Origin of the sequence: Bacillus sp. B19-2, from assembly GCF_022832475.1 — a bacterium.
In the GTDB taxonomy this organism is placed as follows: domain Bacteria; phylum Bacillota; class Bacilli; order Bacillales; family Bacillaceae; genus Bacillus; species Bacillus paralicheniformis.
This window is the reverse complement of the sequence record NZ_JALHKQ010000003.1, coordinates 494504-520436: the sequence shown is the minus strand read 5'-3', so window position 1 is coordinate 520436 and position 25933 is coordinate 494504. Positions and strand designations below refer to the sequence as shown.

Sequence of the window (25933 nt, the reverse complement as noted above, 5' to 3'; positions counted from 1 at the left end):
TCAAATGCGTCAGGAAGAAATATACCTGTTTTTAGAACGCTTTTTCATCGCAAACGGCTGCACGATCATCGACAAGAGTTCAGGCCACATGACCGTGCAGCTGACTGTTGAAGTCGATAAACAGATTATGAACAGGCCGTTTTACTGGCACTGGCTCGAAAAGACGGGGGGAGAGCCTAATCCGATGAAAATCACGCTGATCACGAATGAAGACGAGGCCCCTTCCGATATCGAAGGTGAGTTTATTCATTTTGGATCACCAAGACTTTTTCAAATTTTCCAGGCCGTGCAAAAAAACGGCAAATTTATTCGCCTTTATGAGAAAATCCGTTCCGATGGATCCCATATTTCCCTGGAACCGTGGCTCGGCATGAATGTGACGATCTCGTACCAATCCGACATGAAAAAAGATAAGCTTTTGTCTCTCGGCCTTCATTTAATCAGCGGTCAGCTGGTCGAATCGTTTCAAGAACAAATGGAGGCCCGCGAGCTCTCTTCACAGATCTCTGACTACTGCTACACGATGTCGCCGTTGATTAAGCCGGAAAGCGGCATTAAACGGCTTGAGCGCTATATCGAACAGGCGGCCAGAAGCGAGCCGCTTGATTGGGCTGAAGCTTCCCTGAAACGTTGGAATAACGACCTGTCACTTTTAAACCAATTTTATGAGGATACTGAAGAAAAACCGGAGGAATACGAAATTGAGAAAAAGGCACTCCAAACGCTTTACGAACCTAAAATCGATATTAAAGTTCAAAACGGGGGGTTATTTTACTTGCACAAAAAAAATTCAGGATAATTTTTCCGATTCGACACCATTCTTGTTTTTATTCAGCGAGCTGGACTTATAATAGAACTAAAGAGATAGGAGGAACTTTCGTAACACCATTTGGACAAGGTTGGTAAAGTGTTGAGTCTCGGGGTTTATCTTTGTTTATCACAACACGGTTGTCTGAAATACATAATCAAGTATTTTGGGGGGGAAATGTATGAATAAAGATAAAAATGAGAAAGAAGAATTGGATGAGGAGTGGACAGAACTGATTAAACACGCTCTTGAACAAGGCATTAGTCCAGAGGATATACGTATTTTTCTCAATTTGGATAAGAAGTCTTCAAAACCTTCCGCATCAATTGAAAGAAGTCATTCAATAAATCCTTTCTGAATGTGCTATAATATCGAAAGGAAGGTGATGACATTGATTGGCCAGCGTATTAAACAATATCGAAAAGAAAAAGGCTACTCACTATCTGAACTAGCTGAAAAGGCTGGGGTAGCGAAGTCTTATTTAAGTTCAATAGAAAGAAACTTGCAAACAAACCCCTCCATTCAATTTCTAGAAAAAGTCTCCGCTGTTCTGGACGTCTCGGTTCATACCCTGCTCGATGAGAAAGATGAAACCGAATACGATGGTCAATTAGATAGTGAATGGGAAAATCTAGTTCGTGACGCTATGGCATCAGGGGTTTCTAAAAAACAATTTCGAGAATTTTTAGATTATCAAAAGTGGAAGAAAAGACAGGAAAAGGAGTAAGGGAAACATATCTTACTCCCTTTGGCATTTTTTACGCTGAATAAGCCGATTCCTCATGAACATAAAAAAACGGATCATATAGATCCGTTTTTTAAATTGCACCATTATTTATCTTCACTGTGCGCTCTTTCGTTCTCTTTTACATAACCTTTTTCATCGGCATGTTTTTTGCCGTCGATTGTCAAGCCGTTCCATTGAGTACCTTCGAATGAGAAGTCAAGCTGCACAGAATCTCCTTGATATTTGTTCTGTACCATTCTGCCATTGGCGTCTGTTGTTTTGTCATTGACGAACTCAATCACCAATTGAACTTTGTCAAAGTCATATGGATCTTTTGGAATGCCGTCGTATTCAGGCGCCGTTTTTCCGTTGATTGTCGCTACATTGATTTTGCCATTGTCATGCAGAAACTCTGGCTGGATTGCTTTTTTCACTTTTTCATACGCAGCCTTATCTTTTTTCGCGGACATATTGTACAGATCATAAAGGTTGGCTTCATCTAAAATGATGTTTTTAGGATAGCCGTTTCCGCCTTCAACTCCGACAGTCAGAACGCTGACTTTAAATTGTTTCAGGAAGTCTTCAGCAGAGTTCTTCCCGCCGTTTTTCGCGTTTCCGTCAACGAAATTGCTGTACCCAAGCTGCATAAGCACTTCTTTAATCGCAAGTGATCCGTCATTTTTGAATTCGAAATCTTTAGTGAATTTGTCGCCAGGTTTTAAGTTGGACAAGTTCACCCTTGCAGATGTATCTTTCGCATTCAGGTCAAGCGTACCTGCTGCATAAGTTGCTTGAGTTGTTTCGATGTCGTTAAACGCAGCCCAAGTTCCTCCTCCTACTAATGCCAGTCCAAGCGCAGCAGACGCAACGCCTAATCCGAGTTTTTTCTTTGTACCCATTGATAACTCCTCCTTTTATAATAAGAAAATCTGTATATATGGAGACCTGAATGTTCAGGTGACCAACGAAGATTACATGGAAACTGATTGATCTTTCCCGGCGGCTTCAATTGCTTTAGTTTTTTGGTCAATCTCTCTTAAAGCCGCGGATACAGTAATCACTGCATAAAGAATCAACAAGAGTCCCGGCACGATCAGCAATATGGCTGTGCCGATCGGTTTACTTGCAAAATCCAGCAAATACCCGGCATACGGAACCGTAATGCCCGAATACTTAGCGACAACATTTTCCGCCAGCACCGGATCGGAATCAGGGTTTTGGTTATTGTCACCCTTTGTTTTAAACATGAGATTTGATTTATTTTTTGTTATACCGATAATTCGGTGGGTAACCATGGTGTTTTCGTCTTGCATGAATGTAATGATATCTCCCTTTTTCAAAGACCCGGGATTTTCAATCTTTTGAACGGCTATCACAGAACCTGTTTTAAACTCCGGCTCCATCGAACCGGATAAAACCGTTTTCAATTGATAGCCGAAGAGTTGCGGCTCTCCGCCAGACGACTTTGTCGAAATCACGACGATGACCGCGGCGATGATGAGTGTGAAAATAATCACATATAAGATATTGCTGACCCATTTCATCACATGTTTCATGACGCTTCCCCGCTTTCTAATGAATTTTCTTCTTTTCTATTTTCTTTATCTACGGATTCACTGCTCTTTGGTGTTTTCTCTATGTCCTGTTCAGACTTTTCCCGTGTTTCTGTCTGTTCTGTTTGCTTCGGCTTTGCTGAAGCTTTTTTAGGCGGCTTCGGTGTTTCTTCTTTGCAGTCTTGAAGCTCCATCACATTTGACCAAATGAAAGGCTTGCCTTTTTTCACATCGGGATGGCCTTCGGGCTTAATCAGTTTAAAAGCGTAGAGCCCTCCTTTTGCCGCCCGCTTTGACTCTATCCGGTAGATGCTCTTTTCGGCTTCTTTTTTGAACGCGCCTTTATCGATCACCGTCCCGTCTTCTAGCGGCTTTTTGGCACTGCCGAGTTTATGAAGCTCCCACTTCCATTCAGAGTCGGCGATTTGGCTGCCGCGGTTTTTATATTCTGCAAACAATGTCAGCGGTGCACAGACCGTACCTTTCGTCTTTGTCTGTTTTTGAAGCTTCAAATTGCTCCCGTCCCACTGTTTCTCATCTTGAGGAAATGATGAGGCCGCTTTCATTGTCATGCTGTATGTTTCCACATCGTGAAATGATGCGTTTGTATGCTGTGACAGCTGACTCCCCAATCCAATTAAAAGATAAATGATCAGCAGCGTTTGAAAAACGATGATGTTTTTTCCGGCTCTTTTTCGGCATCTCCTAGTTCGAGATAATCGGATCATGACTACCCTCCTAGCGAGTATGTAATGACTTTATTCGCTCGTTCGTTTTAAAGAACTTGATAGTTTGAGTATAAAGAACAAACGTACCATTTGAAAACTATCAAAATAGTCGATTAGGTTCGTTTTACAGAACATTTTCGTTTAATTCCTCAAAAAATCTCTCAAATTCTCATCTTTTTGAAAAGTTTGAAGTTCTTTATAGAGTACATAATTTCTTCTTGATTTTTGTATAAACACTGTTAACAAGGAAAAAATAGGATAGAAAGGATGATGCCCCGTGCTGAAAAACGTCATGTTATGCTCTTTTTTGCTGCTTGCAAGCATTGGGCCGCTCAATGCCCATGCGGCGGCTTACGAAACAGCCCGCATGTCTAAGTGGGAAGAAAAAGCGGTTGAGGAAGCAAAAAAGAGGTATCCGGAAGCAGAAGTGCGTCTCACGAAAAAAGTATGGGATCGAAAGCGGGCGGATGAAGCGGTCAAACAATACCATGTCACATTGAGTGAAGGAAATAAAAATTTCGGAGTGTTTGTCACCATTTCATTTGAACCTGCGACACACAAAATCAACAAAGTCGTCGTTGTGGAAGAATATAAATAAGCCGCTTTGCAGTGAAAGCGGCTTGTCTTTATTTATGCCGTTTAAAAAACATAATACAGCCAAGAGGAAGAATGCCGAACCATTGATATATCCTGGACGGCGGCTTTGATTCTTTGCGTTTTTCTTTCATTTCTTTTCTTTCCTGCTTAGGCGTGTCCATATATTTTACGAGCTGTTCCGTCATATATTTAACATAATCGTTCGTTTTCATCACATCACCTCTTGGGGAGTTCTGTCAGTTGAAGTGTTGTCATGCGAATCTTTTTTTATACATTCTTCATGATCCCGACACACAATTTTTAATATTCTTTCCACTTTGTGATTTTTCGATTTCTCAAATCATATTGAAACTCCGCGCTCGTTTCTGCGCCCGAATCTGTCGTTACCTCTATCTTCACTCGCTTGAGCTGCTGATGAGCCGGATTTACAGTGTACGATATTAAGCCATACCGTTTTTGAATTTTCTCTTTTGTCTCTTCGTGAATATGGGACAAAGCATGGAGAATTCCATTTTGGAGAAGGTTTTGCTGAATGTGAAATTCTTTTGTTTGCTCTGCAAACATTCGTTGATTCGTTAATAAAACGGCTGAATGACTCGCGCAGAGCATGCAAACCACAGCTGTGAAAACAGCAGCTGGATAAATGAATCCTTTTGAATTTTTCACGCGATCACCTTTTACATATGATAGAGCGGAATGGACTTACGGTATGACTTGCCGCTTAGACTTGTCGCTTCAAGGATCAGCAAGTGATCTTCAATCACAAACCTCATGTGTTTGACATGTTGTAAAAGCGGCACATGACCTTTTCCATTCACTCTTTTTCGAATAACTGTTTGATATTTCTCATAGCGAACGGCGTCACCTTGGCGATTTGTCATTTCTAATGACTGCTGATCGCCGGCCGCTCTTATATCAAGTGAATTCCTGCACTCCTTCAATATTTGCTCGGCAGTAATCGTCCATTCACGCAGGTGAATATCCGCACCGTTTCTTTCCGGGGATAAAAACAGATGAAATATCGAGGCCATCGTTCCTGCAACGAACATATACACCATTAAGGAAACCAGTACATTAAGAAGGGTAAATCCCTTTTGCCCGCAAAATGGTGAAACAACGCCTTTGGCTGTCTCTTTTTTCAATGGAGATGCACACTTCATAATCATCTCCCTGCTCCTTCCATTCAATAAAGTAAGATGTGTTCCGGTAAAGCACGGTTTCTTTAGGCTGAAACTGTCCTGTCAGCGTGTAGCGGCTGATCTTTTCATCCAATATGCGATATGCCTCTTCTTCTTTTTCGGATGTCCCGCGCTGCAAAGACAGCTGATGAACCATAGGAATCAATAACATGGTGATCATGACCCATATGCCGAACGCGGAAACAGCTTCAACTGTTGTAAAGCCTCTATTTTTTTTGCACATTAATCTTTCCGCTTCCTAAATAGATCGTCAGTGCAAAAGAGGCGTGCTGTGTATCGATCACGATTTTCCCCCCTTGATTCGGAGCTCCGCTTGGGTTAAAAGTAAGAGTTCGTTTGAGCGTCGCTTTTTTGACCGCGATATTGCAACTGTATTTCCTGACCAGCTCAGACGATGAGCCTTCGTCCGAATGCTTAATAATATAGCGGCAGCCGGCAAAGTCAAACTGCACCTTAACCGTCGCATGGCGGACGAGAGCTGTCTGCTGAGCGTAAAGCAAATCCTCTTCAAGCTGTGAGACAAAGTGCTGAACGACTCTTTTTTCATAAACGGGAGGCAGTGCGGCAAAGAGAAGAGAGAGCATAATGGAACCGATCATCAATACAGTTAAACTTTCCAAAAGCGTGAATCCTTTTTGATTCATAACCGTCAATCAGCCTGTGCTTTGCCGTTTGAAATTTTAATTGCTTTCCCATTCGGACACTTTAAGTTCTTCTTCACGTAACCTTCAGATTCAAGGTCCGCCCTGCTCGGCATCTTCCCGTCATGATCCATTTGATAAGCCGTGATTTGCGCTTGAACCATATTGATTAACCCTTCGCATCCTTTCTTTTGAATACTTTGATTATGCTTGGTCACATTCGGTATGGTGATCAACAGCAGGATGGAGATGACGAGCATGACGACTAACATTTCTATCAGTGTAAATCCCTTTTCATTCACAGTTCCGTCCTCCTTATAACTGGTTCATCATTTGATACATTGGCAAAAGCATAGACAAATAAAGAATGAATATCATCGCCGCGGTCAGCCCGTAAATCAATGGCTGAATCAGACCTGTCCATTTTTCTGCTTTCCGTTCAAGCCGCTCAATCAAAAATTGACTGTATGAATACAGCTCTCTGTATAAGTGTCCGTTTAATTGGCCGTGAGCAACAGCCTTTGCCAAATCATTTTCATAAAACGGATGCCCGGCCAGCATCTGCTCCAGACTCTCCCCTTGTTTCAGCCGCTCAATCAGGCGCTTCGCTTCATTTTTATGAAATGATAAAAACGGCTGGCTTTCAAATGCTTTTAAACTGTCATATACAGACAGACCCGCTTGCAAAAGATTGCTCAATTGGAGCGATAAAAAATAACTGTTGAATAGTTTGAAGGTTTGGCCCAGCAAGGGAATTCTAATGAGAAAGGTCATTTTGTCTTCTGGAGGTTTATGGCGAAATGAACACAGGTAATAGAGGGATAAAGCTGCAGCAATCATCAGCATTCCTGCGAAAAAAAGATAAAAATGATCAAAAACCGAAAAGATGAGGGTCGTTGCAAAAGACGTTTCAACGTTCATTGATTCATAGATCGCGGAAAATTGCGGGATGATTGCCGATTTCATAATAGAGATAATGACGCAGACCGTTAAAACTAAAAACAAAGGATATCTGGCGGCTTTCTTTAGTTTTTCGGTTTGAGCGATCTTGCGGTGAAGCAGCTCTCCGCTCTGCCGAAAGGCATATGGCAAATTCCCGTGCTGTTCGGCAAAGTAAACAATGGTAACAGCATCCTTATGAAATGAGATCATTTCAAGCACTTGAAACACAGGTCGACCTTCTGTCAGCTTCTCCATCGCAAATGTCAGATCTGCTCTTCGCCTTTCATTCAATTGCAGTTCCAGCATACTTAAAGCATCCAAAATCGTATATCCGCTCTTCATCATGTCTCCGAGCTTTTTCAGAATGTCCGCCTGTTCCCGGACGGGCCACCTCATTTTAATCTTCATGGCCTATCCAGCGTTCATAAGTATTCGACGGCAGATATCCGAGTGCTATTCCCTTCTGGATCAGCGTTTTCAAAGTTTCTGTTTTCATGTCACCGCACCTGCCTTTTGCTTCTTCGATGCAGAGATTGAGGCTTTTTCCGTACAAAAGTTCAAAGACGCTTGCTCTTCTCACAGGCCTCGACAATCTGCAATATAAAGAGCAGCTGTCGCCGCAAAACGGGCAGACGAGACCGACGAGGCGTTGGGCGCTGATTGCAACCAATGTTTGTTCAATTTCTGTCATATCAACGCCGAGCTCGAGCAGTCTGTTTATCGCGCCTTTTGCATTTTTCGCATGCATGCTCGATAAAACAAGGTGTCCTGTCAAAGCTGCCCTGACTGCGATTTGGGCTGTTTCGGCATCGCGAATTTCTCCAAGGATGATCATGTCCGGATCGTGGCGAAGCACCGCCTTCAACCCCGCAGAATAAGTCATGCCCGCTTTTTCATTCACTTGCACTTGCAAAATGTTTTCGCTTCTTGATTCGACAGGGTCTTCCAATGTAATGATATTTCGCTTAAAATGCCGCTTGGCGTATTCAATTAAAGAATAGAGTGTTGTCGTTTTCCCCGAGCCTGTCGGACCGGTGAACAGCATTAATCCGTGGGAATGCTTTAGAAAAGACAGCAGCTTAACTGTTGCACTCGGAAACAATGAAAGCTTTGTGAGCGGCTTGCTGCTCATCTTGGGAAGAAGTCTGATGACCAAGCTTTCATCATGGATGGTGGGCAGAGTGGACATTCTTAAATGAACGGGCTGACGGTTGATATAAAGAGTTAAAGCCCCGCTTTGCGGCAGCCGTCTTTCACCAATGTCCATCGAAGAGAGGAATTTAAAGTGAGAAATGAGCCTTGAGCACTCATTTCTCGTTAATCTGTCTTTTTGAAACAGTTCATCATCAATCCTGAAGCGGACCACCGCCTCTTTTTCACCGGGAACAATATGAATGTCTGACGCCTTCATTCTATATGCCTCGTCAATTAATCTTCCGCTTAATGATTCAATCGTGTACAAACCATTGCGCCTCCTTTCTAAGCGCAGTTTATACGAAAAACATCGGAAGCATCAAATCCTTAAAAATCGCAAATCAAGCTGAATGCGAAGCAAAAACGGAATTTCCGAATACCGATTTGACTATTTTATTCAGCTTCCAACTGCTGAAATGAGAAATTTAAACCTTCTCTTCAGACTTGCCGTTTTCACGGATGCAAAAGCCTTTATTGCAAAGCGCCTTAGCAAGGCTCTGTTCTGTTTTAATATGCGAAAAATCCATGCCAAGCTTCACAACTGTTTGGGCAATCTCCGGTCTTAACCCCGAAAGAACCGTCTCAACGCCAAGTAGTTTTGTGCTGTCTACGACTTTGAACAACTGGTAGGCAACCATCGTATCGACGACAGGAACACCGGAAATATCAATAAACAGATGCGAGAGATGAAGCTCAGCAGACTGCTTGAGCGCAGATTCAATGATCACCGTTGCCCTGTGAGTATCAATTTCGCCAATGAGCGGCAGGACACCGATGTGTTCTGATACCGGTATAACCGGTGCGCTCAGTTCGCGTATCATCTCGGTCTGCGCCTTCAATTGGCTCTTTGTCGTATGCTCATATTCAAGAATAAACTGTTCAATAACCTCATCCATCATTGAGTGAAGCTGTTTATTCCAGATAAAAAAATCTTTTTTCGAACAGTCCGGTGCATGTTTATCTGAAAAATGCTCGATTTCATCTATTAAAAGTTCACGGCACACTTTAAAACCCTTTATGCTGTCAGTCACCGGAATTTGGCTGACAGCCCTGTCGTAGGCAATTTCCTTGGCGCATCCGGAGGCTTTATCCCAGCATAGCGCCTGTTCATCCTTGGCAAATACCCTTGAAACAGACAGTATAAAGTCCTTATATTGCTGTGCCGTTTTTTCTTTTTCAGACGCTGTTCGGGACAGCCATTCACCGGTGATTCTGTCCGCCTGTTTGACCAGATACTCATAAAGGGCTGCATGCTTGTTTTCCATGTCAATCCTCCTCATTGTTTTCCTTTAAAATCAATCGTTTTTATGACCGACATTTTGATCACTATGTATAAAACGAAATCGATTGTCTACACTATGCGTAAGCGCATTGGGCTATAGCCAAGCGGTAAGGCAACGGACTTTGACTCCGTGACGCGCTGGTTCGAATCCAGCTAGCCCAGTTACACAGGCGAAAAAACGAAGATATGCTGAACATGCAATGTGTCAGCAATCTTCGTTTTTTTCAGGAAACAGAACGGTGTAAGGTGTGTTTTTTTAATTTTAAGAGTTCGCCGGGATTATATCCGACAACCAGCTTATCGCCGTTTACGATAATCGGGCGTCTCAGCAGCTTTGGTTTTTGAATTAACAATTCCAGCACTTCGCTTACCGTTAATTCTTCAATATCAAGATTTAACTCTTTAAATGCCTGGCTTCTTGTCGCCAATATCTCATCGATTCCTTCGGTCGTGAGAGACAAAATATGTTTCAGCTCGTCCTGATTCGGCGTTTCCCTGAAAAGATGCCGCTCTGTAAAATCAACCTGGTTCGCTTTCAGCCAATGTTTCGTTTTCCGGCATGATGTGCAGCTCGGGTATGAATAAAAGGTCAGCTCTTCCATGAATGATTCCTCCTTAAAATGTACTGACTTTGTCTTTGTATGTTTTAGTACCCGTGATATTTTCCGTTTAAACACGTGACAGGTGATTTTTTAAAAATGCTTATCACAAAATTGTAAAAAATGAATTGATTTTCCCAAAATGAAAATGTTTACATTTCAAGATAAATTGGCTTATAATAAAATCAAAGGGGCTTTTTGGGAGGGATATAAATGAATCGCATGTTCCGTGTGTTAGGTTTCTGGACAGGTATCTTTGCGGTCATGTTTTATTTAGGAAATATGAAAGATGCATCACTGCTGTTCTTCGGTCAAACTGTATTCTTTGTGTTCTTATCGTATCTCAACTTGACCGAGCGGATGTACATTTATATTTTCGGTGCTTACTTGACAGTCTTTTTTGCCGCATTTACATATTATTCTGTGTTCATTATGGTTCCCGGGCAGGGAGGCCATTAAAAAAGACGATCCATCGGGATCGTCTTTTTTATATTTTACAAAGTAAATCCGTTGATGAACGGGTTTTGTTCCTGTTCTGTTGCTATGTCCGTCTCTGGGCCGTGACCGCTTAACACAAGCGTCTCTTCCGGAAGCGTCAGCAGTTTTTGATGAATACTGTCCATCAGCACCTGTTGATTGCCTCCTGGCAGGTCTGTACGCCCGATCCCTCCTTGAAACAAAACATCTCCGGAAACGATCAGGTTTTCCTCTTCCGCATAATACGAGATGCTGCCCGGAGAATGTCCAGGCGTAAAGAGCATGCGGAGCGTAAAAGGGCCGATTTTAAGATCACCCTCTTCTTCAATCAGATGATCTGCTTTTTCTGCAGTGATCGTCTGTCCCGTAAGCAGCGCTGAACCGTTTAATGAAGGATCAATCAGCCATTCAGCTTCATTTTTATGTACATATACAGGAATGTTCCATTCTTTTCTGACATTGTCCACAGCTCCGATATGATCAAAATGAGCGTGAGTAAGCAATACAGCAAGAGGTTTCAGCCCTTTTTCTTTTATGTATGCATTCAGCTTCCCTGATTCGCTGCCGGGATCAAATATTAAGCAGGTACCGTCGTCATGGGATAAAATATAAGCATTCGTCTGGATAGGCCCTAAAGGCATTCTTCTCCATTTCATTTTCTTCACCTCAGATTCATCTTTCTTTGTTCCATTATGAAGGTTTTGTGAGAAACTTTCAATGAATCATGTTGTCCTCGACAAACTTGATGAAAACGGTTAAAATAAAATTGGAAATATACTGCAGGGGATCCAAACGAAGGGGGTTTATATTGATGTTGCTCGTGATCATTTTCGGTCTAGTCACGATATTATCTGCTCTTGGAGTTCTTCGTTCTCTTAAACAAATCAACGTTCTTGGCATCTTATTTGGCGGGGCGGCTTTTTTAGTGTTTGGATGGTTTACCGTCATGACAATCATTAACAGCGGATATCCGACAGTCCACTAAACCCGGTGCCTTAGACAAAAACAGCCTTATTCCGGAATTACGGAATAAGGCTGTTTTTCTTATTGGCTGAAATGACGCTGGACGCTTGCAAGCTTGCCTTCCATTGTCGTTTTCTTGTCACGGCGGTCGTCAATCCTGATATTCGTCGCCACTCTGTGGATGCCTTTTTGGAAAGGCGCTTCGTGAATCGTCTGAATCACCTCAAATAAATCGCTTAATTCTCCTTCAATCAAAGTATTCATCGGTGTCAGCTGATAATGGATTTTGCCTTCTTTTTTAAATCCTTCCAAAATGGTTTGAATCTCCGCTACATACGCGCTTACGCTCGGAGTCTCAGTACCGATCGGTATGATGGTGACATCTGCTATGGCCACTGTCCATTCTCCTTTCTATTCCTTGGTTACAAGGGGCGCTGCTGTTTTTGAGCTGAATGAAATGATTTGATCCTGGGTATAACCGTACAATGCATAATCCCCGTCAGGAGATACGGTAATCGGAAGCATCTCCACTTTTTCACGAATGACTTCCCGTTTCCCGGATTTGAGACTGACGGAAATCAGATCATACAAGGAGCCCGACTCATTCGGCTGATACGTGTAAAACAGCTCATGCCGAGGGTCGTAGCTGTATTCCATTGGTGACAGGCTGCCATATTCCGAGAACAGCGGCAACTTGAAAGAAATTTTCTTTTCCGACGAAGAAACGTCTGAAAATATGTAGGTGCCCTGACGATGATTGGATGAAGGCGCTACGATCAGCCGCATATCCCCCAGAACATCGAGCAGTACGGCATCACCGGCGAGCTTCTTTTCCCGTCCGTCCGCTGTGTTGTAGGAATAAACAGGAGCCGGTTTTTCCCGGTCCCGTTCATTCCATTTGATATATTCAAAAGTGTCGGCGGAAGTCCAATGAACAAAGGCGGCCTGTGCGATGTCTTTTTCCGTTTGCTCTTCTTTCGCATCAATCAGGCGCGATTCATAATTCCAGTCTTGCGTAAAAGTTGTGACGTATAAAAGATAAGGGTCAAACCGATTCCAGTCCACTTGCAGTTCATGCGTGCGAAATTTCTTTGTGTATAGCTGTTTTCCCTGCAAATTAAGCAAAGTTAACTTCATTTCAGGGTCGTTTCCGGCGGTTTGGATGAGAATCATGCCCTTTTCCCTGTTTACTTCCGCCGCTATCAGCCTGTCTTCCGTCTTGTAGATCGTTTCGCCCGTCCCTTTAAATATATCATATGATTTGACTTCACTTCCTGCGACCGGATCGGTTGCGGTGTATATAACGGTTTCATTATCCAGCCATCCTGCCGCCTCATCAAAGTGCCGGTCCTTGAGCGCTATCACTTTTTTATCTTTTACTGCTGCACTGCTTTCTCTTTTCCCTTCCGGCTCCTCATGATGAACGCTTTTTGATCCTTCCTGATGCTGCGGTGTGCAACCAGCCGCAGCCACGGTCATCACAACGGCAATAAGCCATAACGAAACTCTCAAACCGGCCATTCTCCCTCCATAAATGATTGGCTGTCTAATTTACGATTTTCACTGTGAAAAGTTTCAACTTTCAAAAAAGCAGGATGCCCAAAGTATGCCTCTGCTTTTACAATATATATCGTCAAATTGTTTGAGCGGTAAAGGATTTTTTCCTTTGCCGAGTTCAACAGTATATCCTTCTCTTCCGAAAAAATGAATAAACCAATCTCTAAATCCTGCATAGCTGTCTATATATCTGACGCCCTTATAACCGCTCAGGCGCTCAAATGTTTGGATCACATCAGCAGATTCAGGAGGCTCCAGCCCCTTGTATCCCCAATAAATTTCCTCTCCCTGTGTGTGAAGCGCCACAAGCCGATCAGGCGGCTCGTTTGCGATTAAATCCTTCATCGCTGCCGCTTCCGGTTCTGTCAGCGGTTCATCTCCGGGGTAGTCCCTGTAGGAAGGGGATTTGGGAGGTTTTCTCTGTTTTTCGATCTCCCAAAAAGACGGAAACTGATTATTTAAATCCACTCCGTTTATATTGGCTTTCCATTCCCGGAAATCTGGCTGATGCTCATTCATCTCATCCAGTGCTTCCCGCGCGATCCCAAGATGACCGGGACCGTTAAGCACAAGATCAACCCCGTCGGGATTAACGATCGGCACGACGGAAAGCTTTGTTGATGAAAAAATGTCAAGCGGTGAAAAACCTAAAGCGGACCGGCCTGTACATAAATGATAACAGTATTCTTTGAGCCATTTCATCAAAACAGAAGTGGTGATCCATTCATTGGCATGAAAAGAGGCATTCATATGCGTTTTTTTTTCGGCATTTTCAGCTCCGAGGAGCAGTTCGTATATAGGCTGGCCCATGGTTGAGCAGCCGATGATGCGGGAAGTAACAAACGGAAAGCACTCCGTCAATCTGTCAATTTCCTTTTTCAGTTCTGCTGAATCGTAAACGGCTGTTTTTGTCAGCCACTGTTCATCTTCAAGTGTGTATTGATTCGCCAATAATTGCAACTGTTCATATGTTTCGGCTGCTGGAACGTTTTTTCCTGCTTGAAAAGATGCTCCCGGAAAATAAAATTCGTTCGCGGCTGCATTCGCGTTTGCGCTGATTAAAAGCGGTTCGGGTATGTTCAGGATATCAGACAATCTTTCCATATTCTGCTTTAACTCCGGTTTGATGTTGATGAATGCCATCAATGATCCCTCCCACAATAGCATATGATGAAGGCTCGTTTAAAAACTCTCCCGGTTTGCACTTAAAAAACGCTTTTTCAATAAGGTTTCAGCCCGCAAAAAAACTTCCGGCCAAATAGGCGGAAGTTCTTCTATTATTTTGCTAAGCGTTCTGTAATAAAGTCAAGCTGGCCCTCTAATGAAATCGGATCGGAAAAGTAGAAGCCGACAGGGTCGATTTTATAGACATGTTGATGTTTGACCGCGCCAAGGTTCTTCCAAATGGAGGTATTAAGCACGGCGCTCTCGTCTCCGCTTGATTCCCAGGGCCCTATAAAGATATAATCTCCGGCGAATTCAGGCAGCTTTTCTAATGAAATGCTCGTGTAGCCCGGCCCTTCGTCGATTGCTTTTTCCTTCGTCAGCTTTGTCGCCTTTAAGCCGAGATCTTGATAAATAATGCTTCCTCCCCTTCCGAATTGATCGCCGAATACAAAGATTTCTTTGCCGTTCGTTTGCATAATGGAAACCGTTTTGTCCCCGACTGCTTTTTGAATTTTTGATTTTGCCGCGGCAACTTTTTTGTCCCATTCAGCCAGCCATTTCTCCGCTTGATCTTCAGTACCTGTCATTTTTGCGAAATCCTTCAGCCGTTCAGTGTTATTCAAGCTGTCATATTTTAAAGCGACCGTCGGAGCGATTTTTTCCAGCTTTTCGATATCAGCGCCTTGGGTCGTCCATACGACAATCAGGTCCGGTTTTAATTGAATAACCTTTTCAGCGGAATTTCCTTCACCAATATTTGTCACACCATCGGTTTTCCCCTTGAAATAAGGATTTTTGAATACCCTGTCAGGGGCACCCACTACATTGAGACCGAGCGTTTTGAAATAGCCGAAATAGTCGTCAGCCATGACAACCACCCGTTTCGGATGCTTCGGAACTTTAACCGTTCCGTTTTCAGCCTTGTATGTAATCGTTTCTTCGCTTTTTGATTTAGAAGAAGAATCTTTGCTCTCTGTTTGATTGCCGCATGCTGTCAATGCTGCGATCAATAATAGTACAAAGCATGCTCCCGCGAGCGTCTTTCCTTTCATATTCACCTTTCATACCTTCCTTCTGGTTTGAATATCGATAAAGAGAATCATTATCAATTATATCATAACCGGCATCGGCTTGGATCATGATTTTGATGACGGACGCTTGTCATTAAAAACAGGCCGGAACGATATCCGGCCTGCTGCATCAGCTTTCTCCGCCAAAAGAAAAGCTTACTCGTCTTTCGGCTTGGCGTCAGATTGCTTTTTTAAGCGCTCGCTGTCATAAAACCTCAGCAAGTCGCCATAAATGATTTGATCTGAATATGAAAGCTCCTGTTTCGCTTTTTCAATGTACGGCTCACAGCCTTTTTTATCTTTAGACGGCTTTCCTGTCGATTTATCATAGCATATGCCGTCTGTGTATACTTTGTCTTTCGTAATAAAGCTGCCGTCACGAAGCACTGTAAACTCCGTTTTGTCTTTGGCAAACAGGTCGTTTCCAAACTGGATCTGATCGCTTGAATCGATTCCGAGAAGGTTCAGTACAGTCGGCCGAATGTCGATTTGGCCGCCGACGGTGTCAATGGCTTTCGGCTCTTTATCCGTGACTCCCGGAATGTGGATCACAAGCGGGACTCTTTGAAGCTGCACTTCCTCAAACGGGGTTACTTCTCTGCCGAGGAATTGGCTCATCGCTTCGTTATGGTTTTCGGAAATCCCGTAATGGTCACCGTATAACACGATAACAGAATTATCGTAGAGGCCGTCTTCTTTCAGCTTTTCAATAAAACGTTTAAGCGCTTCATCCTGATAGCGGACGGTCGGGAAATATCTGTTTAACGTACGGCTTTTTGAATCAAATTCATCGATCAGTTTATCTTCCTCATCCAGCTCAAACGGAAAATGGTTTGTCAGCGTGATCAGGCGGGTATAAAACGGCTGAGGCATTTCTTTCATCAGCTCTGATGTTTGTTCAAAGAATTCCTTATCTTTCAGTCCCCAGCCCACTGAGTTTTCTTCGTTTACATCATAGGAATTGATATCGTAAAACTTATCGTATTTCAACGTATCGTACATAATATCCCGATTCCAGAAACTTTTGTTGTTCGCATGGAAAATCGAGGAATAATAGCCGTGGTTCTTCAATATTTCAGGCATTGCCGTATATTCGTTTCCTGCATTCGTAAAGAAGACCGCTCCTCTTCCAAGAGGGTAGAGAGAGTTGTCGACGATGAATTCGGAATCTGCCGTTTTGCCTTGGCCTGTCTGATGATAGAAATTCTCGAAGCTGTAGCTTTTCTTTATCAGGTCGTTTAAATAAGGCGTAATCTCTTTGCCGTTTAACTTTTGGTTCACGACAAAGCTCTGGGTGGATTCCAGGGAAACGAGGATCACATTTCGACCCTTGGCGATCCCGGCCAGGTTCTGATTGGTGTCCGTGCGGTTTGCGTTGACATAGTTTTCAATCTCCGTGAGGCTGTTGCTGTCGGCGAGCGCACGCTGTGCAGATTGCTTTGACTGGATCAGCCCGTCATAGATATGGAAGTTGTAAAGGCTGATGTTCTTCACAAGAACTTCCCTGTCAAACGATCTTGTCAAAAGCTGCGGTCTTTCTGTTTCAGAAATCCCTAAATTGAAAAAGAAAACGGCAGCGACAAATAGATAGTAAGCCGCGCGCTCCTTTCTTGTCGCCTTTCCGCCTGTTTTGGCAGGCTGGCGCTTGTACAGCCAAATTAAAATGGCAATGTCGACGATGAGAAGCAAATCGGTCGGCATAAACAAAGAGTTGATACTGCTTCCCAAATCGCCCATATTATTCGTCTGGAACAATACAGGAATCGTTAAAAAGTCGTTGTAAAAACGGTAGAAGATCATGTTCGCAAGCAAGACAAATGTCAGGACGATGCTTGCCCCGATAATAAACCGGTCCCTGTTTTTTTCTTTGAAAAACAGGCCGATTCCGAATATAAACAGCAAAAAGCTTAAAGGATTGATGAACAATATAAACTCTTGCATGAAGTTTTCAATTTTAATGTTGAAGCTTGTTTTGTAGACGACATACGTTTTCAGCCACATCAGCAATGTCGCAATTAACAAAAACGAAATTTTTGAAAAAAATGACTTTCGCATTCGAAACCTCCCTATGCAGCAAGACGCATGTTTCCGCAAACTGATTTCCACATATTGTTTTATTTTAGAAAAATCGCTAAAATTACTAAATCATATCTTAACCTGTCTGTACAAAAAAATCAATCATTTTTCACATTGGCTTAAAAGTGTTAACAATGCTGCAAAGCGGTCCGTAAATGCTTATAAAACAGGCTCCACCTGGCTTTTCAGCCATTGGTTTTTTGCGATCCATGCGCCGCCGATCACGCCTGCGTCGTTTCCAAGTGAAGCGATTACGATCTCAGCCGCCTCGCCGGCCCGCGGAAATACGAAGCGGTTGAAAGATTGTTCAACTTTTGAGCGCAGGATTTCTCCTGCTTTTGACACGCCTCCGCCAATTACGATTTTCGAAGGATTGAGCGAGCTCGCCAAGTTGCCGAGGACCATTCCTAAATGACCCGCCACATAATCGACGACTTCGCAAGCAACAGGATCATTTTCCCGGGCCGCTTCAAAAATATCGCGCGCCGTGATCTCCGGACATGCACGCAAGCTAGTATCTCGATGGCCGGTTTCTATTTTTTCTTTGGCAATCCTGACGATCCCCGTAGCCGAAGCGATCGTTTCGATACAGCCGCTTTTTCCGCAGTTGCACGGCGCTCCTCCTTCAGGAACTGAACAGATGTGGCCGATTTCACCGCCTGCTCCGTTTTGCCCGCGGACGATTTCTCCGTTTACAATAATGCCGCCTCCGACACCCGTTCCCAATGTGACAAGAATCAAATCCTTTGCGCCGTCTCCCGCTCCTTTCCACATTTCGCCGAGAGCCGCGATGTTCGCGTCATTTTCAATGACCGCCGCTATTCCTGTCTCTGCTTCAAGATGGTCTTTTAACGGATAGTTTTCCCAGCCCATGTTCGTCGTTTTATAAACGATGCCGGTCTCCGTATTGACGGGACCCGGAGCGCCCATGCCGATCCATTTTAAGATGCGCTTCGGTTTGCCGAGCTCTTTCAATTTGCCGTCGATGGCTTTTGCGATGCTTACCGTAACCGTTTCCCCCGATTTATCGGTCGGAATTTCCCACTTGTGCAGGATTTCACCATAAGCGCTTACAAAAGCGAGCTTTACCGTTGTTCCTCCAAGGTCGACTCCGACCAGCCAGCTGTCATTCATTCTGCTCCCCCTCTAATCCCTGTTTTATTTTCTCTTTACTTTTGTGAGTTCATTCTGCAAAATTGATACGCCTTTAAGCCATTGTTCTTTTTCTATCAGATTCGAAAGAAACATTTCTTTCAGTTCGTCCATCATATATTCAAGTTCAAGTTCGCGGTCTCCAAAATAAACATAACATCCAAACTGTTTCAGCAACAGCTGTACATCATAGGCTGTTTTCATTTTATTTCACCATTCTTTAAAGGTCTAACATTAGAGTATTCATAAAGCTGTCCGCCGTCAAGCAAAAAAAAGCCTGTTTTCTTGAAGGAAAACAGACATTCAGCGGTCGGGATCCTGGGGATCCAAAAATACGGGTCTTCTATTTTTCAGCGGCATTGGCGTTCGAATCGCGATATCTCGAAAGGCTCTGTAGTCAAAGGGGATAAACGGCCATAAATACGGCACATGAAACGACTTCATTCTGACCAGATAAATCACCCAGCAGAATATCGCGATGACAAAGCCGATCGGTCCAAATGCACCGGCCGCGATCAGGAGAACGATTCGTGCAAGCCTGTTCGCTATGCTTAGCTCATAGCTCGGCGTAGCAAACGTGCCGATAGCCGCAACAGCGAGATACAAGACGACTTCATGCGAGAAAAGTCCGACCTGCACCGCCACTTCCCCGATCATTAAAGCAGCTACAAGTCCGAGAGCCGTAGCCAGAGACGACGGGGTGTGGATTGCAGCCATCCGCATCATGTCGACGCCTATTTCAATTATGATGAATTGCGCAAGCAGCGGAAGAGCCCCTTTTTTGTCAGGCCCTATATATTCAAGGGCGTCCGGCAAAAGATCGGGATGGACGGAAAGCAAAAACCACAGCGGCAGCAAAAAGATCGATGCCAACACAGATATAAAACGGACCATTCGCAAATAGGCGCCTGCAAGAGGTTTGTTTCTGTACTCTTCGGCATGCTGCAGATGGTGCCAAAAAGTAACAGGGGTAATCAGCGCGCTTGGCGAACCGTCTACAAAGACGAGAATGTGGCCTTCGTACAAATGAACGGCCGCAGTATCAGGCCTTTCTGTATAACGGACCGTCGGATAAGGGTTCCAATGACGGCCGCCGATATATTCTTCCAGTGTCTTTTCCGCCATTGTCAAAGCGTCCGTATCGATCGCTTCAAGCGATTGTTTCAGCTTTTTTACACTTTCCAAATCAGCGATATCTTCCAAATAGCAGATGACGACATCCGTTTTGCTTCTTCTGCCGATCTGAAGGAACTCCATTCTGAGGGAACGGTCGCGGATTCTCCTTCTCGTCAGTGCCGTGTTGAACACGATCGTTTCGACGAAGCCGTCTCTTGAACCCCTGACGACACGTTCATTGTCGGGTTCCTCCGGGTTTCTTGCCGGATATGTCCGCGCATCGATAATAATGGCATGGTCCACCCCGTCGACAAGGAGAACGGCCGGCCCGGACAGCACCTGGGCGGCTGCTTTGTCGAGGTCGTCTTCCGTATCAATTTCGATGTATGGGATGTACGTTTTGATCAGCTTCTCAAGCGGATCGTCTTCCAGACTTTCAGGGGTGAGCCTTGAGAGATTCTTAAGCAAGTAGTGCATAATATCATCTTTTACAAAGCCGTCGACAAGATAAAGCGACATGTCTCTATCAGCATAAACAACATCAAGCCGGATCATGTCGAAGCTTTTGTCGACCCCCAGCTTTTCATTTAAATATTCAACATTTTTTGCTAAATTTTTTTGGACCGCATGCTTTTTTTCCATTGTATATTAAAAGCTCCCGTCAAATGAGTCTATACTAAAGACCATTTTTAACATAACGGAAGCTTTTCATACTTGGTTACCGGGCGGTTTCTTTCTTAAGTTCGTCCCGAAACGCTTTATACATCTCTTCATCAGGCTTTTCCGCCAACGCTCTTTCAACAGACTGTTCGGCTTTGGCGAACTCGCCTTTTTTAGCATAGAGCCTGGCAAGAATATAGAGTGAGGCGTGGTCTGATGGATCTTTTTCAACGACGGCCTCGAACCTTTTCCCGGCGTTTTCATACTCGCCGAGCTGATATTCGGAATAAGCGAGCAGTCTTAAAGTGTCGCTGGAAGCATCCTGCTTTGAGCCGGCTTCCTGCAAAGCATCTTTTACCTTTTCATAGTCTCCCTCTTCAAACCATTTCGCCGCCTGATGCAGCATGGCATTTTCCTGCATCGAAACTGAATGTGTCCCAAAGTACAGGGCTCCTCCTCCGATGACAAAGATGAGAACCCAGCCTGCCAGCCGCTGGAGCGGTCTTTTTTTTCCGGGGATTCCAACCGCCAAGGCTGTCAGGAGTCCGCCGATCAATCCGCCGATATGGCCGGCATTGTCAACATTTGAAATGGTGAAACCGAGGCCGAGGTTCAGAATGATAATCACAATGATATTTGTTCCGATCGTTTTTAAGAAAGCTTTCCGGTTTGAAAAAGCCAGATACAAAAGTGCTCCCAAACAACCGAAGATCGCTCCCGAAGCCCCTGCGGACGGATACGGGCTGAACAGAAAGCTGCCGATCGATCCAAAAATTCCGGCTGATATGTATATAACAAGAAAGCGGAATGATCCAAACACCCTTTCTGCCGCGGCTCCGACAGACAGCAATGCAAATGTATTGAACATGAGGTGGACCAATCCGATATGAAGAACGATCGGCGTGACAAGCCGCCACCATTCCCCGGCTAACAGGAGGCTGTTTTCCTTCGCACCGAACCGGATGAGCGTGTCGGTATTCTGACTGCCGCCTGACATTTCCAGAAGCAAAAACATAAAGACTTGAAGCACTGCAAAAATCCAGGTAAACATCGGTTTGCCTTTCTCAAATACAGCTGCTTCCCGCCGCCTTTCTTCTTCTCTTGCTTTAGCCGCTGCTAATACTTCGGCTCTCTTCTCTTCCACATTCTCGTATCCGGCATCGTGCATGTTGCCTGTCAGCTCATCCGGCCCCATGTTTAATGCAACGGCGAGTTTACGGAAGCCTTCTTCAGCCGAAGCGTGCTCAATAAAAACCGGAACGATGCTGATCCGTTTATCTGCGACCGGATGACTGACAACATCTTCCCACTCATCTACAGGGGCTTCCTGTGACAAATAGACGTTCAATATTGAGAGCTTTCGCTGCCTTGATGCTGCTCTCAGGCGCTCCGCTCTTTCATAAAGAGATTCCAAGTCACCAACGAGATCCTGTCTGAAATCGATATCCTTCCGAAAAACGCGAACCAAATCATACGGCGCGCTCCCCCTTGCTTCAAGCCAGGCTTCTCCGAATGAAGCGGGTGCCTGCACAAGCTCAAAATCCCTGTCTAAGAGGTTCCCGATGAAATTCCAATACAAATAATCGATTGAATACATACCGACGCTCCACAATTGTTTTTGTCCATTATAACAGGAAACGCGTCATTCTGCGCCTTTTAAGCGCTTTTAAAAAAATCCCGTTTTTAAACGGGATTCAGAAAGCCTGCTGTATAAACTTATTGCGAAAAAACGGAATTCTCATCATCAAATGGATAAAATAGTGGCGGATCTGGTTTTGACCAAGAATGAAATTGATGACACGATAACGGTTTTGAAAAAACACAAGAGCGGCAATGACGCCTACTGCAATGAATGTAACTTTTCTCATATGATCCCTCCTATAACCGTATCGTGTCTCATTTTTTAATAATTATTCAGCAGACCCGCTGCAGGTGTAAACGGCGTCTTCAGTAAAAATTTGCTCAACCGGAATGTCGTGCGGTTCTTTTGGGACATGATCGATCACTTGGCACTCGAAAGCCAGCGATGCGGTATCTTTTGTGAAACCGGCCAGGTATCTGTCATAATAGCCGCCTCCATAGCCGATTCTGTATCCTGTCCGGTCATAGCAAATTCCCGGCACAAGGATGAAATCGATGTCTTCAGGCTCCATCCGCCCGGTTTTGTGCACGATCGGTTCCTGCAGCCCAAAATACACAACTTCAAGATCGCTTTCATCCTGATAGCTGCGAAAATGCATCTCTTTTGTATCAGGCATACATTTCGGAATGCACACCGTTTTTCCTTCAAGCCGTGCCTGTTCAATAATCGGTTTTGTCGGAACTTCGCGATTTCTGGATATCGTGAGGGCAATGACAGACGCTTTTTTCCACTGTTTTGATTGAAAAAGCTTCCGGTGAATCGCTCCCGCCTTTAGAAGAAACTCCTGTTCCGGCATGTTTGCAAGCCTCTTTCTGACCTCATTACGTAAAGAACGCTTCACATCTCTTTCCCCCTTAACAACAGAAAAACAGCAGGAAAATCCCTGCTGCTTACTTTGTTTCGCGGTGTAATGTTGATTTTTTGTCACGTGGGCAATACTTTTTGAATTCAACGCGATCTGGATTGTTACGCTTGTTCTTTGTAGAAATATAGTTACGCTCGCCGCATTCAGTGCAAGCTAAAGTAATATTAACGCGCATTTATTTTTCCCTCCAAACTATATATCATTTCTGTTCAGACTTATCTATAATACCACTTATGATGCCGGAATGCCAGGCGTTTTTTTTAGTTTGTCACGGTTTTTATAAAGACGTGTGATACACATGTTGCAAAAACATATTTTTGAAATATCCAGGATCATGCAAATCCAATATATAAGCCTCTGCCGTTTGCCCGACCTTGAGCAGCTGCTCCTTAGCGCCGACAATTTCTGCGAGCGCATATGCAGCCTTATCCGGATCATTAAAATCAACATGAAAGCCTGTCACACGATCGATAACGAAATCGTTCCATCCCCCGTTGATTCCGACGGCGACGGCAGCGCCTGCGGCCATGCTTTCTTGAGCAGCGATGCCGAACGGTTCATAATAACTTGGGAAAACAGCCATTTCACAAAATGCCAGCCAGCTCTCTCTTTCCTCTTCACAAAGGAAAGGAAGAATTGTCACACTTTCCTTAATACCCAATTCTCTTGCCTTTGCCTCAATCCCGCTTTGAAGCGGTCCCTCCCCGGCAATGACAAGTTCAAGATCAGGCCGCCGTTTGCGAAGCTGCTGAAAGGCGTGCAGCAATGCGATAAACCCTTTTTCCGGAACAAACCTTCCGCAGGAAAAAAAGTATGGCGCGCTTTTCATTCGTTTTTTCACTGTGCGGCTTTTTATGCACGGATGGGGAATGACGCGGACTTGCTCGAAAGGAAGTGAAAACGCCTTTTGTATGTCTGACTTCATCATGCTGCTCAGCACGAGGATTTGATCGCTTTTTTCAGACAGAAGCCGCTCGAGGCTTGCTCTGTATGGGTGGACATTTTCGCCTGCTGCCGTTTTCCGGCCGCTTTCAAGGCCGTGTACCGTGGAAATCAGCGGCACAGCCAGCACCTCGCTGAGATAAACGGCGGCAGGCGCGGTAATATCATCATTTGCATGGATGAAATGAAATTGTCCTTTATACGCCAGCACGGTTTTGATCATCTGAAAATTCATGGCGGCCACCGCCTCTTCAAAAGAAGCGAACGCTTTTAAATCAAGCGGAATCTCAAGCGTTTCCCATAAATGGCTGTTTTGCCCGGCAGCCGTCGTGCAGACGGTAAAGCTGACTTCGTTCCGCAATAGTTCAAGGTGACTTTTCACATAGCGCCCCGCTCCGCTTTTCAATAAAAGGGGATTTTCCAGCGACAGCAGCAATACGTTGATCAACGGAAACGCTCCTTTCCTTCTATTAAAGAATAACTCGTATACGCGGAAAATTGAGTCGTCCAATCCTGCTGATTGTCGTGATACAGAAAACAGCTGCTGTTTGAATGAATTCCGTTTTCCCCAAGGTAGAAGCAGCCGGAGGTGAGAACAGCCAGCGACATGTTGAGCGAATTGTATATCCGGTATTCCGCTTTATAGAACGCATTGCCTGCAGCGGGAAAAACCGAGGCTTCCCCTTTAAATGCATCGGTATGGATCGTCCGTACGCTGCGCTCTCCGTTTTTTACGGAAAAGAGAAGAATTTGCTTTTCGACGTCTCTTATCCTTTCAAACAGAACCGCTTCAGCCGCAGAAAGCGCCGCATCTGAGATCTCCCAGCTCAGCCGAACGGTTTCATGATCCGGCGAAGATATTTTTAAAATATCGTTACAAAACGAAGATTCGCTTCGAATACTATGTTGAAAAGGTTTTTTCGAGATGATTATCCTTTTCACCTTGCGCCCTCCCGTTAAGTCCTGTTATGTATCTATCCTATTGGAAATGGCCCCGCAGGCGCAACGAAAATAAAATTCTTCGACAAAATTTTTATTTTTTGCATTAACTCCTTTTGAAGCAAGCGTTTTTATGGTATAAAAAAGAAGGAGAAAATTAGAATTGAAGGTGATGAACGTGGAAATTGCTATCATTGCGCTGCTCGTTGTCAGTATTGCGCTGATTGCATTCTCATATTTTCAAAGAGAACCGATCAAGGAAGTTGAACAGGAGTTGGAAACCCTTCAGCTGTCCGCCATGCAGGAAATCTATAAATTGAAAAAGAAGATGACCGTGCTTGAGGAAGAGCTCCTCGATTCAAATGTGGTCGTCCGCAGACCAAATGCCGGAATCAGCCAGCATATTGCGAAGCAGATTCTTTCAAAATACCAAAACGGCATGTCTGTAGACGCCATCGCAAAAGCTGAGCACGTATCTGTCGAAGATGTCAAAGCGATCATTAAAGACAATGAGAGGGTGCTTGTATGACCAGACAAAGTGTACAAGCATTTGCCGGAGGAATGATTTTGGCTACCGCCGTTCTTGCAGGCGCATTTTATTTGACGGATAACGGAAAAGCTGAAGCTTCTAAAGACGCTCAAAACATCAGCGAAACCGATGTCAAAACCTATTTAAAGGACAATCAGCAGGTTTCGCTGAAACGCGAAGAATACCAGCAGCTGCTCCATTATAAAGAGACCGCTCTGAAGCAGGATGCTTCGTCTCAAAACAAAAAAGAGAAAGAAGCAGAAAAAAAAGATTCCAAGTATAAGCTTGAAATCAAAAGCGGCATGAGCACGGCTGAGATAGCAGACCTCCTTGCAAAAGGAAAAGTGATTTCATCTGCTGATGACTTCAAAGATTATGTGAAAAAGACCGGAAACGAATCTAAAATCCGCGCAGGTAAATACGAACTGAAGCGCGGTGACAGCTTGAAAAACATCGTCAAAACGCTGTCCAAATAAAAAAGCAGGCTGGAACGACCCCCGTTTTGAGA

Annotated in this window: 36 protein-coding genes and 1 tRNA gene; 9 read left to right on the top strand and 28 right to left on the bottom strand. The window is 44.2% G+C overall.

What is annotated here, in order from left to right; genetic code table 11:
* Positions 1 to 4 precede the first annotated feature (4 nt).
* The 3 genes from MST20_RS15070 to sinR all read left to right on the top strand — a co-directional run bounded on the left by MST20_RS15070 (position 5) and on the right by sinR (position 1535).
* Positions 5 to 799 carry a YqhG family protein gene (locus tag MST20_RS15070; protein WP_165427553.1) on the top strand — a complete coding sequence of 265 codons (795 nt, stop codon included), beginning with the start codon at positions 5 to 7 and terminating at the stop codon, positions 797 to 799.
* 190 nt (positions 800 to 989) lie between these two features.
* Positions 990 to 1166: an anti-repressor SinI gene (gene sinI, locus MST20_RS15065; RefSeq protein ID WP_243943156.1), complete on the top strand. Its 177-nt coding sequence runs from the start codon at positions 990 to 992 to the stop codon at positions 1164 to 1166.
* A gap of 33 nt (positions 1167 to 1199) precedes the next feature.
* The gene (sinR, locus tag MST20_RS15060) at positions 1200 to 1535 is read left to right on the top strand and encodes a transcriptional regulator SinR (protein WP_006637528.1); all 336 of its coding nucleotides are present in this window, start codon (positions 1200 to 1202) and stop codon (positions 1533 to 1535) included.
* Between the two features lie 104 nt (positions 1536 to 1639).
* Here sinR and tasA read toward each other — a convergent pair whose 3' ends face one another.
* The 3 genes from tasA to tapA form a co-directional block, all read right to left on the bottom strand.
* Positions 1640 to 2434: a biofilm matrix protein TasA gene (gene tasA / locus MST20_RS15055; RefSeq protein WP_243943154.1), complete on the bottom strand. Its 795-nt coding sequence runs from the start codon at positions 2432 to 2434 to the stop codon at positions 1640 to 1642.
* A 72-nt stretch (positions 2435 to 2506) separates the two neighbouring features.
* Positions 2507 to 3091, bottom strand: coding sequence for a signal peptidase I SipW (gene sipW / locus MST20_RS15050; protein ID WP_075752363.1), 585 nt, complete (start codon positions 3089 to 3091; stop codon positions 2507 to 2509).
* Complete coding sequence (tapA, locus tag MST20_RS15045; protein WP_165427556.1) at positions 3088 to 3816, bottom strand: amyloid fiber anchoring/assembly protein TapA; 729 nt, start codon at positions 3814 to 3816, stop codon at positions 3088 to 3090. Before tapA ends, sipW begins: the two co-directional genes overlap by 4 nt.
* 277 nt (positions 3817 to 4093) lie before the next feature.
* On the opposite strand from tapA, the gene MST20_RS15040 reads away from it, so the two are divergent.
* On the top strand, positions 4094 to 4414 hold the full coding sequence (locus MST20_RS15040) for a YqzG/YhdC family protein (RefSeq protein WP_165427557.1): 321 nt from the start codon (positions 4094 to 4096) through the stop codon (positions 4412 to 4414).
* 28 nt (positions 4415 to 4442) lie between these two features.
* Here MST20_RS15040 and MST20_RS15035 read toward each other — a convergent pair whose 3' ends face one another.
* The 9 genes from MST20_RS15035 to MST20_RS14995 form a co-directional block, all read right to left on the bottom strand.
* Positions 4443 to 4625, bottom strand: coding sequence for a YqzE family protein (locus MST20_RS15035; RefSeq protein WP_020452171.1), 183 nt, complete (start codon positions 4623 to 4625; stop codon positions 4443 to 4445).
* Between the two features lie 88 nt (positions 4626 to 4713).
* Positions 4714 to 5079: a competence type IV pilus minor pilin ComGG gene (gene comGG, locus MST20_RS15030; protein WP_243943152.1), complete on the bottom strand. Its 366-nt coding sequence runs from the start codon at positions 5077 to 5079 to the stop codon at positions 4714 to 4716.
* 11 nt (positions 5080 to 5090) lie between these two features.
* Positions 5091 to 5555: a competence type IV pilus minor pilin ComGF gene (comGF, locus tag MST20_RS15025; RefSeq protein ID WP_243943150.1), complete on the bottom strand. Its 465-nt coding sequence runs from the start codon at positions 5553 to 5555 to the stop codon at positions 5091 to 5093.
* On the bottom strand, positions 5488 to 5835 hold the full coding sequence (comGE, locus tag MST20_RS15020) for a competence type IV pilus minor pilin ComGE (RefSeq protein ID WP_243943148.1): 348 nt from the start codon (positions 5833 to 5835) through the stop codon (positions 5488 to 5490). Before comGE ends, comGF begins: the two co-directional genes overlap by 68 nt.
* Positions 5819 to 6256 (bottom strand): competence type IV pilus minor pilin ComGD, encoded by a 438-nt coding sequence (comGD, locus tag MST20_RS15015; RefSeq protein ID WP_279600100.1) that lies wholly within the window; start codon positions 6254 to 6256, stop codon positions 5819 to 5821. The genes comGE and comGD overlap by 17 nt, the downstream gene beginning before the upstream one ends.
* A 5-nt stretch (positions 6257 to 6261) precedes the next feature.
* Positions 6262 to 6555, bottom strand: a complete 294-nt coding sequence (comGC, locus tag MST20_RS15010) for a competence type IV pilus major pilin ComGC (RefSeq protein ID WP_165427561.1) — start codon at positions 6553 to 6555, stop codon at positions 6262 to 6264.
* Between the two features lie 13 nt (positions 6556 to 6568).
* Positions 6569 to 7603 carry a competence type IV pilus assembly protein ComGB gene (comGB, locus tag MST20_RS15005; RefSeq protein WP_279600099.1) on the bottom strand — a complete coding sequence of 345 codons (1035 nt, stop codon included), beginning with the start codon at positions 7601 to 7603 and terminating at the stop codon, positions 6569 to 6571.
* Entirely contained in the window at positions 7593 to 8657 is a 1065-nt protein-coding gene (comGA, locus tag MST20_RS15000) for a competence type IV pilus ATPase ComGA (protein ID WP_243943144.1), read from the bottom strand. Before comGA ends, comGB begins: the two co-directional genes overlap by 11 nt.
* A 157-nt stretch (positions 8658 to 8814) precedes the next feature.
* A complete protein-coding gene (locus MST20_RS14995; protein WP_243943141.1) occupies positions 8815 to 9654 on the bottom strand; it encodes an STAS domain-containing protein in 840 nt (279 codons plus the stop codon).
* A gap of 107 nt (positions 9655 to 9761) precedes the next feature.
* On the opposite strand from MST20_RS14995, the gene MST20_RS14990 reads away from it, so the two are divergent.
* Positions 9762 to 9833: transfer RNA gene (locus MST20_RS14990), tRNA-Gln, on the top strand.
* Between the two features lie 62 nt (positions 9834 to 9895).
* Here the strand turns inward: MST20_RS14990 and MST20_RS14985 are convergent.
* The gene (locus MST20_RS14985) at positions 9896 to 10273 is read right to left on the bottom strand and encodes a Spx/MgsR family RNA polymerase-binding regulatory protein (protein ID WP_003183482.1); all 378 of its coding nucleotides are present in this window, start codon (positions 10271 to 10273) and stop codon (positions 9896 to 9898) included.
* Between the two features lie 210 nt (positions 10274 to 10483).
* On the opposite strand from MST20_RS14985, the gene MST20_RS14980 reads away from it, so the two are divergent.
* Positions 10484 to 10729 carry a DUF2626 domain-containing protein gene (locus MST20_RS14980; protein ID WP_020452180.1) on the top strand — a complete coding sequence of 82 codons (246 nt, stop codon included), beginning with the start codon at positions 10484 to 10486 and terminating at the stop codon, positions 10727 to 10729.
* A gap of 35 nt (positions 10730 to 10764) precedes the next feature.
* On the opposite strand, the gene MST20_RS14975 is transcribed toward MST20_RS14980, so the two are convergent.
* The gene (locus MST20_RS14975; RefSeq protein WP_243943139.1) at positions 10765 to 11403 is read right to left on the bottom strand and encodes an MBL fold metallo-hydrolase; all 639 of its coding nucleotides are present in this window, start codon (positions 11401 to 11403) and stop codon (positions 10765 to 10767) included.
* A 155-nt stretch (positions 11404 to 11558) separates the two neighbouring features.
* Here MST20_RS14975 and MST20_RS14970 point away from each other — a divergent pair, with 155 nt between their 5' ends.
* Complete coding sequence (locus MST20_RS14970; RefSeq protein WP_003183486.1) at positions 11559 to 11732, top strand: DUF2759 domain-containing protein; 174 nt, start codon at positions 11559 to 11561, stop codon at positions 11730 to 11732.
* A 59-nt stretch (positions 11733 to 11791) separates the two neighbouring features.
* Here the strand turns inward: MST20_RS14970 and MST20_RS14965 are convergent, their stop codons facing one another.
* The 14 genes from MST20_RS14965 to MST20_RS14900 all read right to left on the bottom strand — a co-directional run bounded on the left by MST20_RS14965 (position 11792) and on the right by MST20_RS14900 (position 24899).
* Positions 11792 to 12106, bottom strand: coding sequence for an MTH1187 family thiamine-binding protein (locus tag MST20_RS14965; RefSeq protein WP_075752339.1), 315 nt, complete (start codon positions 12104 to 12106; stop codon positions 11792 to 11794).
* A gap of 15 nt (positions 12107 to 12121) precedes the next feature.
* On the bottom strand, positions 12122 to 13231 hold the full coding sequence (locus MST20_RS14960; protein WP_243943137.1) for a YqgU-like beta propeller domain-containing protein: 1110 nt from the start codon (positions 13229 to 13231) through the stop codon (positions 12122 to 12124).
* Positions 13232 to 13285: 54 nt separating this feature from the next.
* The gene (locus MST20_RS14955) at positions 13286 to 14410 is read right to left on the bottom strand and encodes a M14 family metallopeptidase (RefSeq protein WP_243943135.1); all 1125 of its coding nucleotides are present in this window, start codon (positions 14408 to 14410) and stop codon (positions 13286 to 13288) included.
* Between the two features lie 134 nt (positions 14411 to 14544).
* Positions 14545 to 15486, bottom strand: coding sequence for an iron-hydroxamate ABC transporter substrate-binding protein (locus tag MST20_RS14950; protein WP_243943433.1), 942 nt, complete (start codon positions 15484 to 15486; stop codon positions 14545 to 14547).
* Between the two features lie 174 nt (positions 15487 to 15660).
* A complete protein-coding gene (locus MST20_RS14945; protein WP_243943133.1) occupies positions 15661 to 17559 on the bottom strand; it encodes an LTA synthase family protein in 1899 nt (632 codons plus the stop codon).
* Positions 17560 to 17739: 180 nt separating this feature from the next.
* Entirely contained in the window at positions 17740 to 18714 is a 975-nt protein-coding gene (locus MST20_RS14940) for an ROK family glucokinase (protein WP_243943131.1), read from the bottom strand.
* A 24-nt stretch (positions 18715 to 18738) separates the two neighbouring features.
* Positions 18739 to 18936 (bottom strand): YqgQ family protein, encoded by a 198-nt coding sequence (locus tag MST20_RS14935; RefSeq protein WP_020452188.1) that lies wholly within the window; start codon positions 18934 to 18936, stop codon positions 18739 to 18741.
* A gap of 99 nt (positions 18937 to 19035) precedes the next feature.
* The gene (locus MST20_RS14930) at positions 19036 to 20490 is read right to left on the bottom strand and encodes a spore germination protein (RefSeq protein WP_243943130.1); all 1455 of its coding nucleotides are present in this window, start codon (positions 20488 to 20490) and stop codon (positions 19036 to 19038) included.
* 76 nt (positions 20491 to 20566) lie between these two features.
* Complete coding sequence (locus MST20_RS14925) at positions 20567 to 22105, bottom strand: rhomboid family protein (protein WP_243943128.1); 1539 nt, start codon at positions 22103 to 22105, stop codon at positions 20567 to 20569.
* Between the two features lie 97 nt (positions 22106 to 22202).
* Positions 22203 to 22376 carry a hypothetical protein gene (locus tag MST20_RS14920; protein WP_020452191.1) on the bottom strand — a complete coding sequence of 58 codons (174 nt, stop codon included), beginning with the start codon at positions 22374 to 22376 and terminating at the stop codon, positions 22203 to 22205.
* Positions 22377 to 22418: 42 nt separating this feature from the next.
* A complete protein-coding gene (locus tag MST20_RS14915) occupies positions 22419 to 22991 on the bottom strand; it encodes a 5-formyltetrahydrofolate cyclo-ligase (RefSeq protein WP_243943126.1) in 573 nt (190 codons plus the stop codon).
* A gap of 49 nt (positions 22992 to 23040) precedes the next feature.
* The gene (rpmG, locus tag MST20_RS14910; protein WP_003183500.1) at positions 23041 to 23190 is read right to left on the bottom strand and encodes a 50S ribosomal protein L33; all 150 of its coding nucleotides are present in this window, start codon (positions 23188 to 23190) and stop codon (positions 23041 to 23043) included.
* 102 nt (positions 23191 to 23292) lie between these two features.
* On the bottom strand, positions 23293 to 24405 hold the full coding sequence (locus MST20_RS14905) for a glycosyltransferase family 4 protein (RefSeq protein WP_243943124.1): 1113 nt from the start codon (positions 24403 to 24405) through the stop codon (positions 23293 to 23295).
* The gene (locus tag MST20_RS14900) at positions 24402 to 24899 is read right to left on the bottom strand and encodes a hypothetical protein (RefSeq protein ID WP_243943121.1); all 498 of its coding nucleotides are present in this window, start codon (positions 24897 to 24899) and stop codon (positions 24402 to 24404) included. The genes MST20_RS14905 and MST20_RS14900 overlap by 4 nt, the downstream gene beginning before the upstream one ends.
* 175 nt (positions 24900 to 25074) lie before the next feature.
* Here MST20_RS14900 and MST20_RS14895 point away from each other — a divergent pair, with 175 nt between their 5' ends.
* A complete protein-coding gene (locus MST20_RS14895; protein ID WP_011198121.1) occupies positions 25075 to 25425 on the top strand; it encodes a hypothetical protein in 351 nt (116 codons plus the stop codon).
* A complete protein-coding gene (locus tag MST20_RS14890; RefSeq protein ID WP_023855204.1) occupies positions 25422 to 25901 on the top strand; it encodes an endolytic transglycosylase MltG in 480 nt (159 codons plus the stop codon). The genes MST20_RS14895 and MST20_RS14890 overlap by 4 nt, the downstream gene beginning before the upstream one ends.
* Positions 25902 to 25933 lie beyond the last annotated feature (32 nt).

What these genes read in the sequence shown, in the direction of transcription:
- rpmG (WP_003183500.1), bottom strand. Translation starts at nt 23,190, where the DNA reads ATGCGCGTTAATATTACTTTAGCTTGCACTGAATGCGGCGAGCGTAAC.
- MST20_RS14920 (WP_020452191.1), bottom strand. Translation starts at nt 22,376, where the DNA reads ATGAGAAAAGTTACATTCATTGCAGTAGGCGTCATTGCCGCTCTTGTG.
- MST20_RS14950 (WP_243943433.1), bottom strand. Translation starts at nt 15,486, where the DNA reads ATGAAAGGAAAGACGCTCGCGGGAGCATGCTTTGTACTATTATTGATC.
- MST20_RS14925 (WP_243943128.1), bottom strand. Translation starts at nt 22,105, where the DNA reads ATGTATTCAATCGATTATTTGTATTGGAATTTCATCGGGAACCTCTTA.
- MST20_RS14980 (WP_020452180.1), top strand. Translation starts at nt 10,484, where the DNA reads ATGAATCGCATGTTCCGTGTGTTAGGTTTCTGGACAGGTATCTTTGCG.
- sinI (WP_243943156.1), top strand. Translation starts at nt 990, where the DNA reads ATGAATAAAGATAAAAATGAGAAAGAAGAATTGGATGAGGAGTGGACA.
- tasA (WP_243943154.1), bottom strand. Translation starts at nt 2,434, where the DNA reads ATGGGTACAAAGAAAAAACTCGGATTAGGCGTTGCGTCTGCTGCGCTT.
- MST20_RS14930 (WP_243943130.1), bottom strand. Translation starts at nt 20,490, where the DNA reads ATGGAAAAAAAGCATGCGGTCCAAAAAAATTTAGCAAAAAATGTTGAA.
- sipW (WP_075752363.1), bottom strand. Translation starts at nt 3,091, where the DNA reads ATGAAACATGTGATGAAATGGGTCAGCAATATCTTATATGTGATTATT.
- MST20_RS14945 (WP_243943133.1), bottom strand. Translation starts at nt 17,559, where the DNA reads ATGCGAAAGTCATTTTTTTCAAAAATTTCGTTTTTGTTAATTGCGACA.
- MST20_RS14995 (WP_243943141.1), bottom strand. Translation starts at nt 9,654, where the DNA reads ATGGAAAACAAGCATGCAGCCCTTTATGAGTATCTGGTCAAACAGGCG.
- MST20_RS14935 (WP_020452188.1), bottom strand. Translation starts at nt 18,936, where the DNA reads ATGAAAACAGCCTATGATGTACAGCTGTTGCTGAAACAGTTTGGATGT.
- MST20_RS14955 (WP_243943135.1), bottom strand. Translation starts at nt 14,410, where the DNA reads ATGGCATTCATCAACATCAAACCGGAGTTAAAGCAGAATATGGAAAGA.
- comGB (WP_279600099.1), bottom strand. Translation starts at nt 7,603, where the DNA reads ATGAAGATTAAAATGAGGTGGCCCGTCCGGGAACAGGCGGACATTCTG.
- MST20_RS14940 (WP_243943131.1), bottom strand. Translation starts at nt 18,714, where the DNA reads ATGAATGACAGCTGGCTGGTCGGAGTCGACCTTGGAGGAACAACGGTA.
- MST20_RS15035 (WP_020452171.1), bottom strand. Translation starts at nt 4,625, where the DNA reads ATGAAAACGAACGATTATGTTAAATATATGACGGAACAGCTCGTAAAA.
- comGE (WP_243943148.1), bottom strand. Translation starts at nt 5,835, where the DNA reads ATGTGCAAAAAAAATAGAGGCTTTACAACAGTTGAAGCTGTTTCCGCG.
- MST20_RS14890 (WP_023855204.1), top strand. Translation starts at nt 25,422, where the DNA reads ATGACCAGACAAAGTGTACAAGCATTTGCCGGAGGAATGATTTTGGCT.
- MST20_RS14985 (WP_003183482.1), bottom strand. Translation starts at nt 10,273, where the DNA reads ATGGAAGAGCTGACCTTTTATTCATACCCGAGCTGCACATCATGCCGG.
- MST20_RS14970 (WP_003183486.1), top strand. Translation starts at nt 11,559, where the DNA reads ATGTTGCTCGTGATCATTTTCGGTCTAGTCACGATATTATCTGCTCTT.
- MST20_RS14975 (WP_243943139.1), bottom strand. Translation starts at nt 11,403, where the DNA reads ATGAAATGGAGAAGAATGCCTTTAGGGCCTATCCAGACGAATGCTTAT.
- MST20_RS15070 (WP_165427553.1), top strand. Translation starts at nt 5, where the DNA reads ATGCGTCAGGAAGAAATATACCTGTTTTTAGAACGCTTTTTCATCGCA.
- MST20_RS14960 (WP_243943137.1), bottom strand. Translation starts at nt 13,231, where the DNA reads ATGGCCGGTTTGAGAGTTTCGTTATGGCTTATTGCCGTTGTGATGACC.
- comGD (WP_279600100.1), bottom strand. Translation starts at nt 6,256, where the DNA reads ATGAATCAAAAAGGATTCACGCTTTTGGAAAGTTTAACTGTATTGATG.
- tapA (WP_165427556.1), bottom strand. Translation starts at nt 3,816, where the DNA reads ATGATCCGATTATCTCGAACTAGGAGATGCCGAAAAAGAGCCGGAAAA.